General features: G+C 65.3%; 15 protein-coding genes and 5 tRNA genes. All 20 read right to left on the bottom strand.

Translation table 11 applies throughout. The features are described 5' to 3' along the window. Nucleotides 1-36 precede the first annotated feature (36 nt). Nucleotides 37-4,188, bottom strand: coding sequence for a DNA-directed RNA polymerase subunit beta (gene rpoB / locus IB225_RS05055; protein WP_192310117.1), 4,152 nt, complete (start codon nucleotides 4,186-4,188; stop codon nucleotides 37-39). A 236-nt stretch (nucleotides 4,189-4,424) separates the two neighbouring features. After that, nucleotides 4,425-4,796, bottom strand: coding sequence for a 50S ribosomal protein L7/L12 (gene rplL, locus IB225_RS05060; RefSeq protein ID WP_192310118.1), 372 nt, complete (start codon nucleotides 4,794-4,796; stop codon nucleotides 4,425-4,427). Nucleotides 4,797-4,856: 60 nt separating this feature from the next. Then, the gene (rplJ, locus tag IB225_RS05065) at nucleotides 4,857-5,393 is read right to left on the bottom strand and encodes a 50S ribosomal protein L10 (RefSeq protein ID WP_192310119.1); all 537 of its coding nucleotides are present in this window, start codon (nucleotides 5,391-5,393) and stop codon (nucleotides 4,857-4,859) included. A gap of 373 nt (nucleotides 5,394-5,766) precedes the next feature. Then, nucleotides 5,767-6,465, bottom strand: a complete 699-nt coding sequence (gene rplA / locus IB225_RS05070; protein ID WP_055945206.1) for a 50S ribosomal protein L1 — start codon at nucleotides 6,463-6,465, stop codon at nucleotides 5,767-5,769. Between the two features lie 3 nt (nucleotides 6,466-6,468). Next, entirely contained in the window at nucleotides 6,469-6,897 is a 429-nt protein-coding gene (rplK, locus tag IB225_RS05075) for a 50S ribosomal protein L11 (protein ID WP_055945202.1), read from the bottom strand. A 200-nt stretch (nucleotides 6,898-7,097) separates the two neighbouring features. Next, a complete protein-coding gene (gene nusG, locus IB225_RS05080; protein ID WP_192310120.1) occupies nucleotides 7,098-7,655 on the bottom strand; it encodes a transcription termination/antitermination protein NusG in 558 nt (185 codons plus the stop codon). A gap of 13 nt (nucleotides 7,656-7,668) precedes the next feature. Continuing rightward, nucleotides 7,669-8,058, bottom strand: coding sequence for a preprotein translocase subunit SecE (secE, locus tag IB225_RS05085; RefSeq protein WP_192310121.1), 390 nt, complete (start codon nucleotides 8,056-8,058; stop codon nucleotides 7,669-7,671). A 61-nt stretch (nucleotides 8,059-8,119) separates the two neighbouring features. Next, nucleotides 8,120-8,195, bottom strand: a tRNA-Trp gene (locus IB225_RS05090). A gap of 99 nt (nucleotides 8,196-8,294) precedes the next feature. Next, nucleotides 8,295-9,485: an elongation factor Tu gene (tuf, locus tag IB225_RS05095; protein ID WP_192272445.1), complete on the bottom strand. Its 1,191-nt coding sequence runs from the start codon at nucleotides 9,483-9,485 to the stop codon at nucleotides 8,295-8,297. A gap of 35 nt (nucleotides 9,486-9,520) precedes the next feature. After that, nucleotides 9,521-9,596 (bottom strand) — tRNA-Thr (locus tag IB225_RS05100). Between the two features lie 52 nt (nucleotides 9,597-9,648). Further along, nucleotides 9,649-9,722: transfer RNA gene (locus IB225_RS05105), tRNA-Gly, on the bottom strand. Nucleotides 9,723-9,761: 39 nt separating this feature from the next. Continuing rightward, nucleotides 9,762-9,847 (bottom strand) — tRNA-Tyr (locus IB225_RS05110). 108 nt (nucleotides 9,848-9,955) lie between these two features. Beyond that, nucleotides 9,956-11,047 carry a redox-regulated ATPase YchF gene (ychF, locus tag IB225_RS05115; protein WP_192310122.1) on the bottom strand — a complete coding sequence of 364 codons (1,092 nt, stop codon included), beginning with the start codon at nucleotides 11,045-11,047 and terminating at the stop codon, nucleotides 9,956-9,958. Between the two features lie 80 nt (nucleotides 11,048-11,127). Then, entirely contained in the window at nucleotides 11,128-11,709 is a 582-nt protein-coding gene (pth, locus tag IB225_RS05120) for an aminoacyl-tRNA hydrolase (RefSeq protein WP_192310123.1), read from the bottom strand. 51 nt (nucleotides 11,710-11,760) lie between these two features. Further along, nucleotides 11,761-12,414, bottom strand: coding sequence for a 50S ribosomal protein L25/general stress protein Ctc (locus IB225_RS05125; protein ID WP_192310124.1), 654 nt, complete (start codon nucleotides 12,412-12,414; stop codon nucleotides 11,761-11,763). A gap of 112 nt (nucleotides 12,415-12,526) precedes the next feature. After that, entirely contained in the window at nucleotides 12,527-13,486 is a 960-nt protein-coding gene (locus tag IB225_RS05130; RefSeq protein WP_055940747.1) for a ribose-phosphate diphosphokinase, read from the bottom strand. A gap of 31 nt (nucleotides 13,487-13,517) precedes the next feature. After that, nucleotides 13,518-13,593, bottom strand: a tRNA-Gln gene (locus IB225_RS05135). Beyond that, nucleotides 13,592-14,482, bottom strand: coding sequence for a 4-(cytidine 5'-diphospho)-2-C-methyl-D-erythritol kinase (gene ispE, locus IB225_RS05140; RefSeq protein WP_192310125.1), 891 nt, complete (start codon nucleotides 14,480-14,482; stop codon nucleotides 13,592-13,594). Before ispE ends, IB225_RS05135 begins: the two co-directional genes overlap by 2 nt. Then, nucleotides 14,479-15,129, bottom strand: a complete 651-nt coding sequence (lolB, locus tag IB225_RS05145) for a lipoprotein insertase outer membrane protein LolB (RefSeq protein WP_192310126.1) — start codon at nucleotides 15,127-15,129, stop codon at nucleotides 14,479-14,481. The genes ispE and lolB overlap by 4 nt, the downstream gene beginning before the upstream one ends. Further along, complete coding sequence (locus IB225_RS05150) at nucleotides 15,126-16,811, bottom strand: hypothetical protein (protein WP_192310127.1); 1,686 nt, start codon at nucleotides 16,809-16,811, stop codon at nucleotides 15,126-15,128. The genes lolB and IB225_RS05150 overlap by 4 nt, the downstream gene beginning before the upstream one ends. Nucleotides 16,812-16,843 lie beyond the last annotated feature (32 nt).

The following is a 16,843-nucleotide window of genomic DNA, read 5'->3' on the forward strand; positions in this document are numbered from 1 at the left end:
GCGCAGCGGCAGGTCAGTGCCGCCGCGCCACATCGGTCAGTCTTCCAGTTCCATGTTGATAGCGAGCGAGCGGATTTCCTTCACCAGCACGTTGAAGGATTCCGGCATGCCCGCAACCATCTCGTGGGCACCATCGACGATGTTCTTGTACATCTGGTTGCGGCCCTGCACGTCGTCCGACTTGACCGTCAGCATTTCCTGCAGGGTGTGCGCCGCGCCGTAGGCTTCCAGCGCCCAGACTTCCATTTCACCGAAGCGCTGGCCGCCGAACTGCGCCTTGCCGCCCAGCGGCTGCTGGGTGACGAGCGAGTACGGACCGGTGGAACGCGCGTGCATCTTGTCGTCGACCAGGTGGTTCAGCTTCAGCATGTGCATGTAGCCGACCGTGGTGTGGCGATCGAACGCCTCGCCGGTGCGGCCGTCGAACAGCTGCGTCTGGCCGCTGATCGGCAGGCCCGCGAGGTCGAGCATGTGCTTGATCTCGGTTTCCGCCGCACCGTCGAACACCGGGGTGGCCATCGGCACGCCGTCGGTCAGGTTCTTGGCCAGCGCGATCAGTTCGGCATCGCTGAACTGGTCCAGGTCCACGCGGTCCTCGCCCAGCTTCTGGTCGTGGTTGTAGATCTGGGTCAGGAACTTGCGCAGGTCGGCGACCTTGGCCTGGGCTTCCAGCATCTCCTGGATCTTGCGACCCAGGCCCTTGGCGGCCCAGCCCAGGTGGACTTCCAGCACCTGGCCGATGTTCATACGCGACGGCACGCCCAGCGGGTTCAGCACGATGTCCACGGTCTCGCCGGTGGCCATGTACGGCATGTCCTCGACGGGCACGATGGTCGACACGACGCCCTTGTTGCCGTGGCGGCCGGCCATCTTGTCGCCCGGCTGGATGCGGCGCTTCACGGCCAGGTAGACCTTGACCATCTTCAGCACGCCCGGGGCGAGGTCGTCGCCGGCGGTGATCTTGCCGCGCTTGTCGGCGAAGCGACGCTCGAATTCCTTCTCATGCGCCTGGATCTGCATCTGGGCGCGCTCGATGGCGTCGGACGCGTCATCGTCCTTCATGCGCAGGGTGAACCACTCGGCCTTCTTCAGGCCATCCAGATAGGCGTCGGAGATCGCGTCGCCCTTCTTCAGCGTGCCCGGACCACCGTTGGCAACCTTGCCGACCAGCTGCGAACGCAGGCGGGCGTAGATGGCGCCTTCGAGGATGCGGAACTGGTCGTCGAAGTCCTTCTTGACGCGCTTGATCTCGTTTTCCTCGATCTGGCGCGCACGCTTGTCCTTCTCGATGCCGTCGCGGGTGAAGACCTGCACGTCGATGACGGTGCCGTCCATGCCCGGCGGCACGCGCAGCGAGCTGTCCTTCACGTCCGAAGCCTTCTCGCCGAAGATCGCGCGCAGCAGCTTCTCTTCCGGGGTCAGCTGGCTCTCGCCCTTCGGCGTGACCTTGCCGACCATGATGTCGCCGGCGCGCACTTCCGCACCGATGTACACCACGCCGCTCTCGTCGAGGCGGTTCAGCGCCTGCTCGGAGACGTTCGGGATGTCGGCCGAGATTTCCTCCGGACCCAGCTTGGTGTCACGCGCGACGCAGGTCAGCTCTTCGATGTGGATCGTGGTGTAGCGATCCTCTTCCACCACGCGCTCGGAGAGCAGGATGGAGTCTTCGAAGTTGTAGCCGTTCCACGGCATGAACGCGATCAGCATGTTCTGGCCCAGCGCCAGCTCGCCGATGTCGGTCGAGGGACCGTCGGCCAGCACGTCGCCGCGCGCAACCACGTCGCCCACGTTCACCAGCGGACGCTGGTTGATGCAGGTGTTCTGGTTGGAGCGCGTGTACTTGATCAGCGAATAGATATCGACGCCGGCATCGGTTTCGCCGGAGATCTCGACCTCGTTGACCTTCACCACGATGCGGCCGGCGTCGATCTGCTCGACCACGCCGCCACGGCGGGCATTCACGGTCACGCCCGAGTCGCGCGCCACGGCGCGCTCGATGCCGGTACCGACCAGCGGCTTCTGCGCACGCAGCGTAGGCACGGCCTGGCGCTGCATGTTGGCGCCCATCAGTGCGCGGTTGGCGTCATCGTGCTCCAGGAACGGCACCAGCGCCGCGGCGACCGACACGGTCTGCATCGGCGAGACGTCCATGTAATCGACTTCGCTCGGCGGCTTCAGCAGCGACTCGCCCTGGTAGCGGCAAGGCACGAACTGTTCGGTCAGGCGGCTCTTGGCGTCATGCAGCGCGTTGGCCTGCGCGATGACGTACTCGTTCTCTTCGATCGCCGACAGGTATTCGATCTCGTCGGTGATCGTGCCGTCCACGACCTTGCGGTACGGCGTCTCGAGGAAACCGTAGCTGTTGGTGCGGGCGTACACGGCCAGCGAGTTGATCAGGCCGATGTTCGGGCCTTCCGGCGTCTCGATGGTGCAGACGCGGCCGTAATGGGTCGGGTGCACGTCGCGGACTTCGAAGCCGGCGCGCTCGCGGGTCAGGCCGCCCGGGCCCAGGGCCGAGACGCGACGCTTGTGCGTGACTTCCGACAGCGGGTTGTTCTGGTCCATGAACTGCGACAGCTGCGAGGAGCCGAAGAACTCCTTGATCGCGGCAGCCACCGGCTTGGCGTTGATCAGTTCCTGCGGCGTCAGGCCCTCGGACTCCGCCATCGACAGGCGCTCCTTCACGGCGCGCTCGACGCGGACCAGGCCCACGCGGAACACGTTCTCGGCCATTTCGCCGACCGAACGCACGCGACGGTTGCCCAGGTGGTCGATGTCATCCACGGTGCCGCGGCCGTTGCGGATCTCGGTCAGGACCTTGATGACGTCCAGGATGTCCGAGGTCTCGCCCAGCTCGGCGACCAGGCGCTTGGCCTCTTCGTCGTTACGCGCACCGAAGTACTTCTTGTCGTACAGCACGGCCTCGCCGGTGGTTTCCTTGCGGCCCACGCGACGGTTGAACTTCATGCGGCCGACATTGGACAGGTCGTAGCGCTCGAAGGTGAAGAACAGGTTGTGGAACAGGTTCTGCGCGGCGTCCTTGGTCGGCGGCTCGCCGGGACGCATCATGCGGTAGATCTCGACCAGCGCTTCCAGCTGGGTCTTGGTCGGGTCGATGCGCAGCGTGTTGGACAGGTACGGACCACGGTCCAGGTCGTTGACCCACAACGTGCCCACGGCGTCCACGCCGGCCTTGCGGAACTTGGCCAGCTGGTCGTCGGTGATCTCGTCGTTGGCCGCGGCCAGCAGCTCGCCGGTGTTGGCGTCGATCACGTCGTGCGACAGGATGCGGCCGACCAGGTATTCATCCGGCACGGCCAGCGCAGCGATGCCGGACTGCTCCAGCTGCTTCACGTGGCGCGCGGTGATGCGCTTGCCGGCTTCCACGATGACCTTGTCGCCATCGGCCAGGTCGAAGTTCAGCGTCTCGCCACGCAGGCGCTCGGAGACCAGCTCCAGCTGCACGCCTTCCGGCAGGATGTGGAAGGTGTTGACGTCGAAGAACTCGTTGAGCATCTCCTCGTTGGAGTAGCCCAGCGCGCGCAGCAGGATCGAGACCGGCAGCTTGCGGCGGCGGTCGATACGCGTGAACAGCGCGTCCTTCGGGTCGAACTCGAAGTCCAGCCAGGAGCCGCGGTAAGGAATGATGCGGGCGCTGTACAGCAGCTTGCCCGAGCTGTGCGTCTTGCCGCGGTCGTGATCGAAGAACACGCCCGGCGAACGGTGCAGCTGCGAGACGATGACGCGCTCGGTGCCGTTGACGATGAAGGTGCCGTTGTCGGTCATGAGCGGGATCTCGCCCAGGTAGACCTCCTGCTCCTTCACGTACTTGATGGCCTTGGTGGACGACTCACGGTCGTAGATCACCAGGCGCACGGTCACGCGCAGCGGGGCGCCGTAGCTCAGGCCACGGTTGCGGCACTCGCGCTCGTCGAACACGGGCTCGCCGAGCTTGTAGCCGACGTATTCCAACGCGGCATTGCCGCTGTAGCTGGCGATCGGGAAGACCGACTTCAGCGCGGCGTGCAGGCCACGGTCTTCGCGCTTGGCGGGATCGGTGTGCTCCTGCAGGAACTCACGGTAGGAATCGACCTGGATGGCCAGCAGGAACGGGACCTCGAGGATCGACCGCTGCTTGCCGAAATCCTTGCGGATGCGCTTCTTTTCGGTGAACGAATATGTCGTCATGTGACTGTGCCTCTGGCAGCGTGGGGCGCGCGTCCGCGACCACACGGGGGACATTCTTTCGAACGGGGGAATTTCCAGTTGGAAGTCGCTGGTATTGCCGGCACCAGCACGCCTTCTGCCGCTACTTCCAACTACAAACTCGCGTCTACATCGCTACGTCTTGAAACGACCGAAGGCCAGGGGCTTTCGCCCCCGGCCTCGGGTTGTCGCCTGGGTGAACCGGCGACGGATACGACTTACTTGACTTCGACGCTCGCACCAGCGGCTTCGAGTTCCTTCTTGAACTTGTCGGCGTCTTCCTTCGAGATGCCTTCCTTCAGCACGCCACCGGCTTCGGTGAGGTCCTTGGCTTCCTTCAGGCCCAGGCCGGTGATGGCGCGGACAGCCTTGATGACGTCGACCTTCTTGGCACCGGCGTCCTTCAGGACGATGGTGAACTCGGTCTGCTCTTCGACCGGGGCGGCAGCGGCGGCCGGACCGGCAGCGGCGACGACCGGGGCGGCGGCGGAGACGCCGAACTTCTCTTCGATGGCCTTGACCAGCTCCATCACTTCCATCAGGGTCTTGCCGGCAATGGCGTCGACGATCTGTTCGTTGGAAAGGGACATTGTGTTTACCTTTGGAAATTATCTGGGATTAGGGTTCGTAGAACCGTAAAGACGTCGAACTCAGGCTTCGGCCGGGGCTTCGGCAGCGGCTTCCGCCGGTGCTTCGCCACCACCCTGCTTGTCGGCCACGGCCTTGACGGCGCGGGCGAACATGGACGCAGGTTCCGCCAGCACGCGGGCCAGCATGGCCAGCGCCTGATCACGGGTCGGCAGCGATGCCAGGACTTCCACGTGGCTGGCCGGATACAGCTGGCCACCCACGGAGACGACCTTCGGCTGCAGCTTGTCGTTGCCCTTGGCGAATTCCTTGATCAGGCGACCGGCAGCGCCGGGCTCCTCGGTCGAAAACGCATACAGCAGCGGACCGACGAGCTTGTCCTGGACAACCTCGAACTCGGTACCGGCGATGGCACGCACGGCCAGCGTGTTCTTGACAACCTTCAAGTACACGCCGGTCTCGCGGGCCTTCTTGCGCATCGCGGTCATCTGGGTGACCGTGGTGCCTGCGTATTCGACAGCGACCAGGGAGTGCGCCTTGGCGGCGACGTCTGCCAGTTCGGCGACTACTTCTTGCTTCTGGGACAGATTGAGAGCCATACACTCCTCACTAATTGACTCCGCTTGCGGCTCCTGCCGCTCGCGGTCCTGGACGGCGTCCATCCTGGATGCCGGGGACTTGCGGTCCCGTCGGTGGCCTGTCTGACTGGCCGACCTCGCGGTCAGCACCAGAAAACTTCCAGAAGGCGGCACCATCTACGCAGGCGCACTCCCTTGCGGGGAATGGATTAAGCGATCCCGCTAGCCACGACGGCGATTCCCTGCCAACACGAGCCTCCGTGCCCGTCGTCGTTGCGCGCTGACCGCACCTGCGGTCTTTGACGGCTGTCGCTTGCACCGGAGACCGGCCTGGGCGACTGCCCTCAAAATTTCGTTGCGCCCTGTCCCGCGTCGCGGGACAGGGATGACGCGATTACTTCAGGGACAGCGAGGACTGGTCCACGGTCACGCCGGGGCCCATGGTCGAGCTGACCGAGATCTTCTGCAGGTACTGACCCTTCGAGGTGGCCGGCTTGGCCTTCACCAGGTCGATCAGCAGCGCCTGCAGGTTCGACTTCAGCGCTTCGTCTTCGAAGCTGGCCTTGCCGATCGTGCAATGGATGATGCCGGCCTTGTCGGTGCGGTAGCGCACCTGGCCGGACTTGGCGTTCTTGACCGCCTCGGCGGGGTTCGGCGACACGGTGCCGACCTTCGGGTTCGGCATCAGGCCGCGCGGGCCCAGCACCGTACCGAGCTTACCGACCACGCGCATCGCGTCCGGCGTGGCGATGACCACGTCGTAGTTGATGTCGCCAGCCAGCATCTTCTCGGCCAGGTCATCCATGCCGACGGCTTCGGCGCCAGCGGCGGCGGCTTCGTCGGCCTTGGCGCCCGCCGGGGCGAACACGGCCACGCGGACCGACTTGCCGGTGCCGGCGGGCAGCACGGTCGAACCGCGCACCTGCTGGTCGGACTTCTTCGCGTCCACGCCCAGACGGACGGCGACGTCCACGGACTCGACGAACTTGGACTTGACCGCGGTCTTGATGATCTTCAGGGCCTCGTCAATGGCGTACGCCTTGCCGGGGGTCACGGCGGCCAGGATGGCCTTCTGTCGCTTGTTCTGTGCCATCTCTTAACCCTCTACCGTCAGGCCCATGGAGCGGGCCGAACCCGCGATCGTGCGCACCGCTGCGTCCAGGTCGGCCGCGGTCAGGTCGGGTTCCTTCGCCTTGGCGATGTCCTCGAGCTGCTTGCGGGTGACCTTGCCCACCTTCTCGGTGTTCGGGCGCTTGGAGCCGGACGTGATGCCGACGGCCTTCTTCAGCAGGATCGACGCCGGCGGCGTCTTCGTGATGAAGGTGAAGGTACGGTCGGAATAGGCCGTGATGACCACCGGAATCGGCAGACCCGGTTCCAGCTTCTGCGTGGCGGCGTTGAACGCCTTGCAGAATTCCATGATGTTCAGGCCGCGCTGACCCAGCGCAGGACCGACCGGCGGCGAGGGGTTGGCCTGACCGGCCTTCACCTGCAGCTTGATGTAACCGACAACTTTCTTTGCCATGTGAGTACTCTCCGGGTGCTAACGCCTGGGTAACAGGCTCCCCATCGGACCGGGAAAATCACGCGTCCCGGCATCGCGTTTTCTAGAACGCACCAATGGCCACCCGAGGGCGGCCATGGCTCCTGCCCGGCATCGCCGTCAGGGAGCCGCGCAGTATATCAGGGTTTTGCGGACCCGGCTGAACGCGCCGGGCCGCCGGGTCAGGCCTTCTCGACCTGCCCGAATTCCAGCTCCACCGGGGTGGAACGGCCGAAGATCAGCACCGCAACGCGCAGGCGACTCTTCTCGTAATTGACTTCCTCGACCACGCCATTGAAGTCGTTGAACGGGCCATCGGTGACGCGGACCATCTCGCCCGGCTCGAACAGCACCTTGGGCTTCGGCTTCTCGACGCCTTCCTGGACGCGATCAAGGATCGCGGCCGCCTCTTCGTCACGGATCGGCAGCGGACGGTCGGCGGTGCCGCCGATGAAGCCCAACACCTTGGACGTGTCCTTCACCAGATGCCAGCTTTCATTGTCCATGCGCGGGATGCCCGCTTCGTCATGGGTCTCGATCTGGACCAGCACGTAGCCGGGGAAAAACTTGCGCTCGGAACGGCGCTTCTGGCCGGAGCGCATTTCCACGACCTCTTCGGTCGGGACGAGGACGTCGCCGAACTTTTCCTGCATTTCATCGCGGACGATGCGATCACGGAGGGCCTGGGCCACCGACTTCTCGAAGCCCGAGTAGGCATGGACGACATACCAACGCTTCACTGCGGCACTCTCCTCAACGACCAAAATTCAAGAACAGCTCGATCGCCTTCTGGATGCCGAAATCGAAGGCAGCCAGGATCAGGCTGAGGATAATGACCACGATGACGACCACCCAGGTCGTGCGTGTCGCTTCCTCACGGGTCGGCCACACGACCTTGCGCAGCTCGAAACGGGATTCGGACAGGAATTCGCGCGTCTCGCGACCCTTGCCCGTCTGCAGGAACACCAGCGCACCCAGCACCAGTCCTGCGACCACCGCCAACGCACGCACCGGCGTAGCCCATTGGCCGTTGAACCACCACCACGCGACGAGGCCAGCCACGACCAGCGCCAGCGCCAGGACGTACTTGGTGATGTCGGCTGCAGGCGTGCCGGCTTTGGATTGTTCGACCTTGCTGTTCAAGTCAGTTGTCGCTCTTTGCTTTTGGGGAGTACCGGGGACCCGGACTCCGCGAGGGAGGAAGTGGCACGCCAGGAGGGACTCGAACCCCCAACCTGCGGTTTTGGAGACCGCTGCTCTGCCAATTGAGCTACTGGCGTATCGATTTGCTACAACCTTCCCTTAGACGGCGAAGGCGGACCGAGGTTCCGGTCCGCCCTTGTCGCTGTCCGGCGAGTCCTCGCCGGGACCGCAGGGGCTTACTTGATGATCTTGGCCACCACGCCGGCGCCGACCGTACGACCGCCTTCGCGGATCGCGAAACGCAGGCCTTCGTCCATCGCCACCGGGTTGATCAGGGTGACCACCATCTTGATGTTGTCACCCGGCATCACCATTTCCACGCCTTCCGGCAGGGTCACGGCGCCCGTGATGTCGGTCGTGCGGAAGTAGAACTGCGGACGGTAGCCCTTGAAGAACGGGGTGTGACGGCCGCCTTCGTCCTTGCTCAGCACGTAGACTTCGGCTTCGAACTCAGTGTGCGGGGTGATCGAACCCGGCTTGGCCAGCACCTGGCCACGCTCCACGTCGTCACGCTTGGTGCCGCGCAGCAGCAGACCGGCGTTGTCGCCCGCCTGACCCTGGTCCAGCAGCTTGCGGAACATTTCCACGCCCGTGACCGTGGTCTTCTGGGTCGGACGGATACCGACGATTTCGATTTCCTCGCCCACCTTGATCACGCCGCGCTCGATACGGCCGGTCACCACGGTACCGCGACCCGAGATCGAGAACACGTCTTCCACCGGCATCAGGAACGGCTTGTCGACGTCGCGCTCCGGGGTCGGGATCCAGGTGTCCAGCGCATCGACCAGCTTCAGGATCGCCGGCACGCCGATTTCGCTCTGGTCGCCTTCCAGCGCCAGACGGGCCGAACCCGAGATGATCGGGGTGTCGTCGCCCGGGAACTCGTACTTGCTCAGCAGCTCACGGACTTCCATTTCGACCAGCTCGAGCAGCTCGGCGTCGTCGACCATGTCGGCCTTGTTCAGGAACACGACGATGTACGGCACGCCGACCTGGCGCGAGAGCAGGATGTGCTCGCGGGTCTGCGGCATCGGGCCGTCAGCGGCCGAGCACACCAGGATCGCGCCGTCCATCTGGGCCGCACCGGTGATCATGTTCTTCACGTAGTCGGCGTGACCCGGGCAATCCACGTGCGCGTAGTGGCGCGAGGCGGATTCGTATTCCACGTGGGCCGTGGAGATCGTGATGCCGCGCGCCTTCTCTTCCGGCGCCGCGTCGATCGCGTCATAGGCCTTGAACTCGCCACCGAAACGCTCCGCGCCGATCTTCGTCAGCGCCGCCGTCAGCGTCGTCTTGCCGTGGTCAACGTGACCAATCGTGCCCACGTTCACGTGGGGCTTGGTGCGTTCGAACTTACCCTTTGCCATGGCTGCTGGTTCTCGAGTGGATCAATGGATGGAAGTGGTGCTCACGAAAGGAATCGAACCTTCGACCTCCTCCTTACCAAGGAGGTGCTCTACCGACTGAGCTACGTGAGCGTGAAACCGGTTGTGTTGCCTGGATTGCCGCTGGTCTTGCACGGGTGTTCAGTGGAGCGGGAGACGGGAATCGAACCCGCACTAGTAGCTTGGAAGGCTACAGTTCTACCATTGAACTACTCCCGCACCGGGAGACCACTACAACTCGAAACAACAACGAAAAACTGGTGGAGGGAGGTGGATTCGAACCACCGAAGGCGTAAGCCAGCAGATTTACAGTCTGCCCCCGTTGGCCGCTTGGGTATCCCTCCGGGATCACCGGACTGACTGGGCCAAGGGCCAAATCAAACCAGGGTGAAACAGCCCGAGATTTTGGCGTGTGCCGGCACGTCTGTCAACGCGTTCGGGACACTTTTTTCTCAGACGTTGAACCGGAAATGCAGGACGTCACCTTCCTGCACGCGATATTCCTTGCCCTCCAGCCGCAGGCGGCCGGCATCGCGGGCACCCGCCTCGCCCTTGTACTTGAGGAAGTCGTCGAACGCGATGGTCTCGGCGCGGATGAAGCCCTTCTCGAAGTCGGTATGGATCACGGCCGCCGCCTGGGGGGCGGTGGAACCGCCCCGCACCGTCCAGGCGCGGACTTCCTTCACGCCTGCGGTGAAGTAGGTCTGCAGGCCCAGCAACGTGTAAGCGGCCCGGATGACCCGGTTCAGGCCGGGCTCGTCCAGACCGAGGTCGGCCAGGAAGGCATCGCGGTCAGCGTCGTCGAGCTGGGACAACTCCTCCTCGATGGCCGCCGACACCGGCACCACCTGGGCGCCTTCGGTCGCGGCACGCGCGCGCACGGCATCCAGGTGCGGATTGTTCTCGAAGCCGTCCTCGAGCACGTTGGCCACGTACATCACCGGCTTCAGCGTCAACAGGAACAGGTCGCGGACCAGCGCCTTCTCTTCGTCATCCAGGCCCAGTGCGCGACCCGGCTTGCCATCATTGAGTCCGGCCTGCAGCTTCTGCAGCACGGGCTTACGGGCAATGGCGTCCTTCTCGCCCTGCTTGGCCGAGCGCTCTGCACGATTCAGCGCCTTCTCGACGCTATCGAGGTCCGCCAGCGCCAGCTCGGTATCGATGGTGTCGATGTCCGACAGCGGATCGATGCGATTGTTGACGTGGATGACGTCGTCGTTCTCGAAGCAGCGCACCACATGCGTGATCGCATCCACTTCGCGGATGTGGGCCAGGAACTTGTTGCCCAGGCCTTCGCCGCTGGCCGCACCCGCCACCAGGCCGGCGATATCGACGAACTCGACCGCCGTCGGGATCACCTTCTGCGGCTTGACGATCTCGGCCAACTGGTTGAGGCGCAGATCCGGCACCGGCACCACGCCCACGTTCGGCTCGATGGTGCAGAACGGGAAGTTGGCCGCGGCGATGCCCGCCTTGGTCAGCGCGTTGAACAGGGTGGACTTGCCGACGTTCGGCAGGCCCACGATGCCGCATTTGATGCCCATGTCTACTTCCCGGATTCGTAATTCGTGATTGGCGATTCGTGGCGGATACCGCCTGAAAATCGTCAATCACCAATGACCAATCATGCCTTCTGCGTGTGCAGTCGCGTCATCGCGTCCATGAAATTGCCCGCCACCGCCAGCGGCAGCACGTCCATCGCATCGTCGATCGCACGCGCGATCAGCACTTCATCATCCTTGCCCGGCTTGCCCAGCACCCAGCCCGTCACCCGATCCTTGTGGCCGGGATGACCGATACCGATCCGCAGCCGATGGAACTTGCCGTGCCCGAGGTGCTGGATGGTGTCGCGCAGGCCATTCTGGCCGCCGTGGCCGCCATCGAACTTCAGGCGTGCGGCGCCCGGCGCGAGATCCAGCTCATCATGCGCGAGCAGCACTTCTTCAGGCGCGATTTTCCAGAAGCGCAGCGCGGCCGCTACCGACTTGCCGCTGAGATTCATGAAGGTGGCCGGCTTCAGCAGCCACACCGGCTGGCCGGCGACCACGACCTTCGCGGTTTCGCCGAACAGCTTGCTGTCCAGCCCGAAACGCTCACCCTGCCGTTCCGCCAGGGCGTCGACAAAATGGAACCCGGCGTTGTGCCGGGTTCGGGCATGTTCGGCACCGGGATTGCCCAGCCCGACAATGAGGCGCAAGCCTGCCATGGGGACGCAACGCGCACCTGCGCCCGCGCGAGCGGGCGCAGGATCACGCGATTACTTGTCGTCCTTCTTGGCGACCTTCGACGCCGGCACTTCGGCCGATTCCGCCGGGGCTTCTTCAGCCTCTTCCTTGCCGTGCTTGGCGATCACGACGGCGACGTCGTGTTCCTTGCCCAGCTTCAGCTCGGGAATGGTCACGCCGGCTGGCAGCTTGACGTCGGACAGGTGGATCACCGCACCGATGGCCAGGTCGGCCAGGTCGATTTCGATGAATTCCGGCAGATCCTTCGGCAGACACTCGACGACGACTTCGTTCAGTTCGTGGGTGACCACGACTTCGGCGGACTTGCCGGCCGGCGACTTGTCTTCGTTGAGGAAGTGCAGCGGCACCGCGGTGCGCAGCGTCTCGTTCTCGTTCACGCGCTGGAAGTCCAGGTGCATGATCTGCTGCTTGAACGGGTGGCGCTGCATGTCACGCAGCAGGACCTTCTGGATGTCGCCGTTGAGGCTCAGGTCCAGGATCGACGAGTAGAACCAGTCGTGCTGGGAGGCCAGCCAGACTTCGTTGTGGTTCAGCTGGATGCTGACCGGCTTCAGTTCGCCACCGTAAACGATGGCAGGCACGGTGCCCGCGTGACGGAGGCGGCGGCTCGCACCCTTACCCTCGTCTTCGCGGCGCTCGACCTTGATTTCATGCGTCTTAGCCATTTTCTTCACTACCTAGTTGTTGGACCGCCCTGCGGCGATCTGATGAAAGGTTCACCCGCGACCAGATGAACCCGGAATGCCGCCCGCCGATGTTCCGGCGCGCAGCGGAGACTCAATCCACGTACAGCGAACTGACCGACTCGCCGAAGGCGATGCGGCGGATCGTTTCCGCCAGCAGTTCCGCCACCGACAGCTGGCGGATCTTGCTGCAGCCCTGCGCCTGCGGCGAGAGCGGGATGGTATCGGTGACGACGAGCTCGTCGAGCACCGAGTTGTTCAGATTGTCCACGGCCGGGCCCGAGAGCACGGGGTGGGTGCAGTAGGCCGCCACCTTGTTGGCGCCATGCTGCTTCAACGCCGCCGCCGCGGCGCAGAGCGTACCGGCAGTGTCGACGATGTCGTCCACCAGCACGCAATCCTTGCCTTCCACGTCGCCGATGATGTTCATCACCGTGGCGACGTTGGCGCGCGGACGGCGCTTGTCAATGATCGCCAAATCGGCGTCATCGAGGCGTTTGGCCACGGCACGGGCACGCACCACGCCACCGACGTCCGGCGATACCACCAGCAGGTTCTCCGTGCCGTAGGCGCGCCAGATGTCGGCCAGCAGCAGCGGGGACGCGTACACGTTGTCGACCGGGATGTCGAAGAATCCCTGGATCTGGTCCGCATGCAGGTCCACCGTCAGCACGCGGTCCGCGCTCACCGCGCCGAACATCTTCGCCGCCACCTTCGCCGTGATCGGCACGCGCGAAGAGCGCATGCGGCGATCCTGGCGGGCGTAGCCGAAGTACGGCACCACCGCGGTGACGCTGCTGGCCGATGCGCGCTTCAGCGCGTCGATCAGGACCAGCAGCTCCACCAGATTCTCGGCACTCGGCGCGCAGGTCGGCTGCACGACGAACACTTCCTGCCGACGCACGTTCTCCTGGATCTCCACCTGCACTTCGCCGTCGGAGAACCGGGACACCAGCGCCTTGCCGGGACGCACGCCCAGCTCGCGGCAGATGCTGTTCGCCAACGGCTTGTTGGCGTTGCCGGAAAACACAAGCAGGTTACGTTCGTCTTGCATGGTCGTCTCGGCGGATGCGGCGTGACTGGATTGGCAGGGGCGGAAGGATTCGAACCTACGAATGCCGGGATCAAAACCCGGTGCCTTAACCACTTGGCGACGCCCCTAGGCGTTTTTCTCCGTCCCGCGGACCTGCGCCAGCGCATCCAGCAGCGGCGAGCGCGCCGCGCCCTGCACCACCCGGACGTGAAGCCCGGCAGGCAGTGACGCCAGCGCGATCTCGGCAGAGGTCCGGTCGGCAAACTCCACGAAGCAGCCGCCACCGGAACCCGTCAAACGTGGCGTACCGATCTGCGACAGGGCCTGGAAGACCGCCTCGATGGCAGGCTCCCGGCGACGCACGACCGGCTCGAACGCGTTGCCGAGCAGTGATCCCGAAACGAAGTCCGATATTTTCGCGGGTGCAGCATCACGCGTCAAATCCGGTGACGCGAAAAGCGCCGCCGTGGGCACGTGGACCCCCGGATCGACGACCAGATAGCAGGCGGGAGGCAGCGCCAGTGGCGTCAGTTGCTCGCCCACCCCCTCCGCCCAGGCATTCTCACCCAGGATGAAGACGGGCACATCCGCGCCGAGCTGGAGTCCGAGGGACGCCAGTTGGTCTGGATCCAGACCGCAATCCCAGAGCACATTCAGCGCGACCAGCACGGTAGCGGCGTCCGAAGACCCCCCACCGAAACCACCACCAGCCGGAATGAGCTTTTCGACTCCGATATCCACACCTTTGGCGACATTGGCGTATTTTTTAAGCAAATTGGCGGCACGAACAACCAGGTCGTCAGCCTCCGCAACACCCGGAACGGACTCCCCCACGCGCCTGACGTCACCATCCTCTCGAAGCCGCAGGTGGATCGTGTCACCCCAGTCCAGCAGCCGGAAGACCGTCTGCAACAGGTGATAGCCGTCCGCCCGGCGCCCGACGATCTGCAGGGCGAGATTGAGCTTGGCCGGCGCCGGCCAGGCCGACCAGCCGTCCGCGGCCGGGAACGCCGTCATTGCGGCGCCAGTTGCCACTGGTCGACGGCGACCTTCACCGTCGCGCCTTGCCGGCGCGCCTCCATCCGGCGCGGCATGACCGGCTGGGCACCCTCGGGCGCGAACCAGTCCAGGTAGTCCACCCGCCAGCCCTGCTGGGTCAGCGTCCGCAACCGCCCCTCGACGTCGTACTCCACCGCCTCGGCGGGCGCAGACGGATCGGCCACACCGCGCGCCCAGTGCGCCATCGACGCGACGGGAATGTCCCAGCCCGTGGCCTCGCGCAGCAGGCGGTCAGCATCGGCGCCCTCGCGTGGCCCGCCCTCCAGCCCTTCGAGTCGTGCGGCACGGGACTGCAGATCCCCGCTCAGACGCCAGCTCTGCCGGGTGACGGGGGCACTCAGTGCGACGAGGTAACCCGCGCCGGTCTGCTGCCAATCGATGCGGCCGCTACCGCCCTTTCCATTCGCGCTGACGGCCACCCGGCCGGCAAACGACCAATCCGCCTGCGAGGCCAGCCACGCAGCGCGGGTCGCCTGGCTGGCCTGCGCCGCCGCCAGCGCCTCGGGGTCGCGCAGGACCGGCGAATCCACGGACGCGCCACGCGTGGCGCAGCCCGCCATCGACAGGGCCGCGAGCCCCGCCAGCAGGAAACCTGAAACCTTCATGCGCCTGTCTTCTCCAGCGCCCGCAGCAGCGAGCGGTTGTCGGGATCGAGCTTGCGCGCCTCATCGAAGTACCGGCGCGCCTCGTCCTTCTGCCCCATCACCCACAGCACTTCGGCCACGTGGGCGGCGATCTCGGGATCCTTCTGCAGCGTAAAGGCGCGCCGCAATTCGACCAGCGCTTCCGCGTTGCGGCCCAGCCGGTAAAGCACCCAGCCATAGCTGTCGATGATGGCCGCGTCATCCGGCACCGCAGTGCGTGCGCGATCGATCAGCTCCAGCGCTTCCTGGTAGCGCGTGGTGCGGTCGGCGAGCGTGTAACCCAGCGCATTGAGCGCCGCCACGTTGTCCGGCTCGATGACGAGAATCCGGCGGAAATCGGCTTCCGCGTGATCGATGCGGTCACGCCGCTCCCACGCCAGGCCACGCGAATACAGCAGCGCCAGGTCGTCGGGATACGCCGCCAGTCCGCGCGCGAAGACTTCCAGTTCACCCTCGTCCTGTTCGTCCTGCTGACGCAGTTCGGCTTCCATCAGATAGGCGTCGCGGCGCGTGCCGTCTTCAACACTGGCATCGCCCTGCAACGCACGGGCCTCGGTGAAGGCTTCGTCCTTGCGCCCCAGATCGAACAGCGCCTTGAGTGCGCGCAGGCGTGCGTCGGCACGCTGGTCGCCAGCCGGCACACTGCGGTACCAGGTCAGGGCTTCCTCGCGCAGTTCCAGGAACTCGGCCATCTGGCCCAGCAGCAACCGGCGATCCGGGCTGTACTGGGTGGGCTGGTCAACGCCGGCCTGTTTCAGTTCCTCGTAAAGCGCGGTCAAGGCCACCTTGTCGTCGGCCTTGGCGAGCAACTGGGCACGCAGTCCGTAGGTCAACGTGTCCTGCGGACCCTGCCCCATCGCGCGCGACGCCGCGGCCGGATCGCCCAGACGGTCATATTCCTCGGCCAGCTTGAGGCGCAGGGCCGGGTCGGTCGATGCTTTCGGCAGCAGGGTGTCCAGTACGGCACGCGCTTCCGGCTTGCGGTCCGCCTGCTGCAACTGGCTGGCCTGCAGCAGCGCCACCAACGGTTCGCCGGAGAAGCGCTTCACCACGTCGCCCACCATGCGCTCGGCAAGCGCGGGCTGCTCCAGTTGCTGGGCCAGGCCGGTGAACGCCAGCCATGGCTGCAGCTTGTTGGGGATAGCACCGTCGTCCACCAGCTCCCGCAGCAACCGTGGCGCCAGCGCCGGGTCCTTGCCGCCGCTGCCCAGCGCGGTCAGCGCGTAGCGCCAGCCCAGGTCATCGGCATCCTTCATCAGCGCCGCCAGCTCCCGGCGCGCCACGCGTGCCTGACCCTGGCGCAGCGCCAGCGTGGCTTCGGCACCCCGAAGCGCCAGCGTCCGCGGGGACCGTGCGCGCCACAGCTTGAGGGCCTGGGCGGCCCGGGCATCGTCCTTGGCCAGCAGGGCAATGCGGGTCGCCCGTTCGGCCAGTCCGGCGTCATCGCCCTGCTTCGCCGCATCGAGGTACCAGCGCGCGGCATCCGGCAACTGGCCCGCCTGCAGGGCGAATTCGCCCGCCATGACCGTGGTCAGCGCGTCGTCTTTCGTGTCGGCGGCCTTGGGCGCGGTTGCCGCGCCTGCGGACGGGATCGCGGCTGCAAGAACCAGCGCCGCAACCCACCTGCGAATCATTTCGGGCATGAACGTCACGTCGGCCGTAAAATGGCGGCCCT

This window comes from Pseudoxanthomonas sp. PXM02, from assembly GCF_014851805.1.
In the GTDB taxonomy this organism is placed as follows: Bacteria; Pseudomonadota; Gammaproteobacteria; order Xanthomonadales; family Xanthomonadaceae; genus Pseudoxanthomonas_A.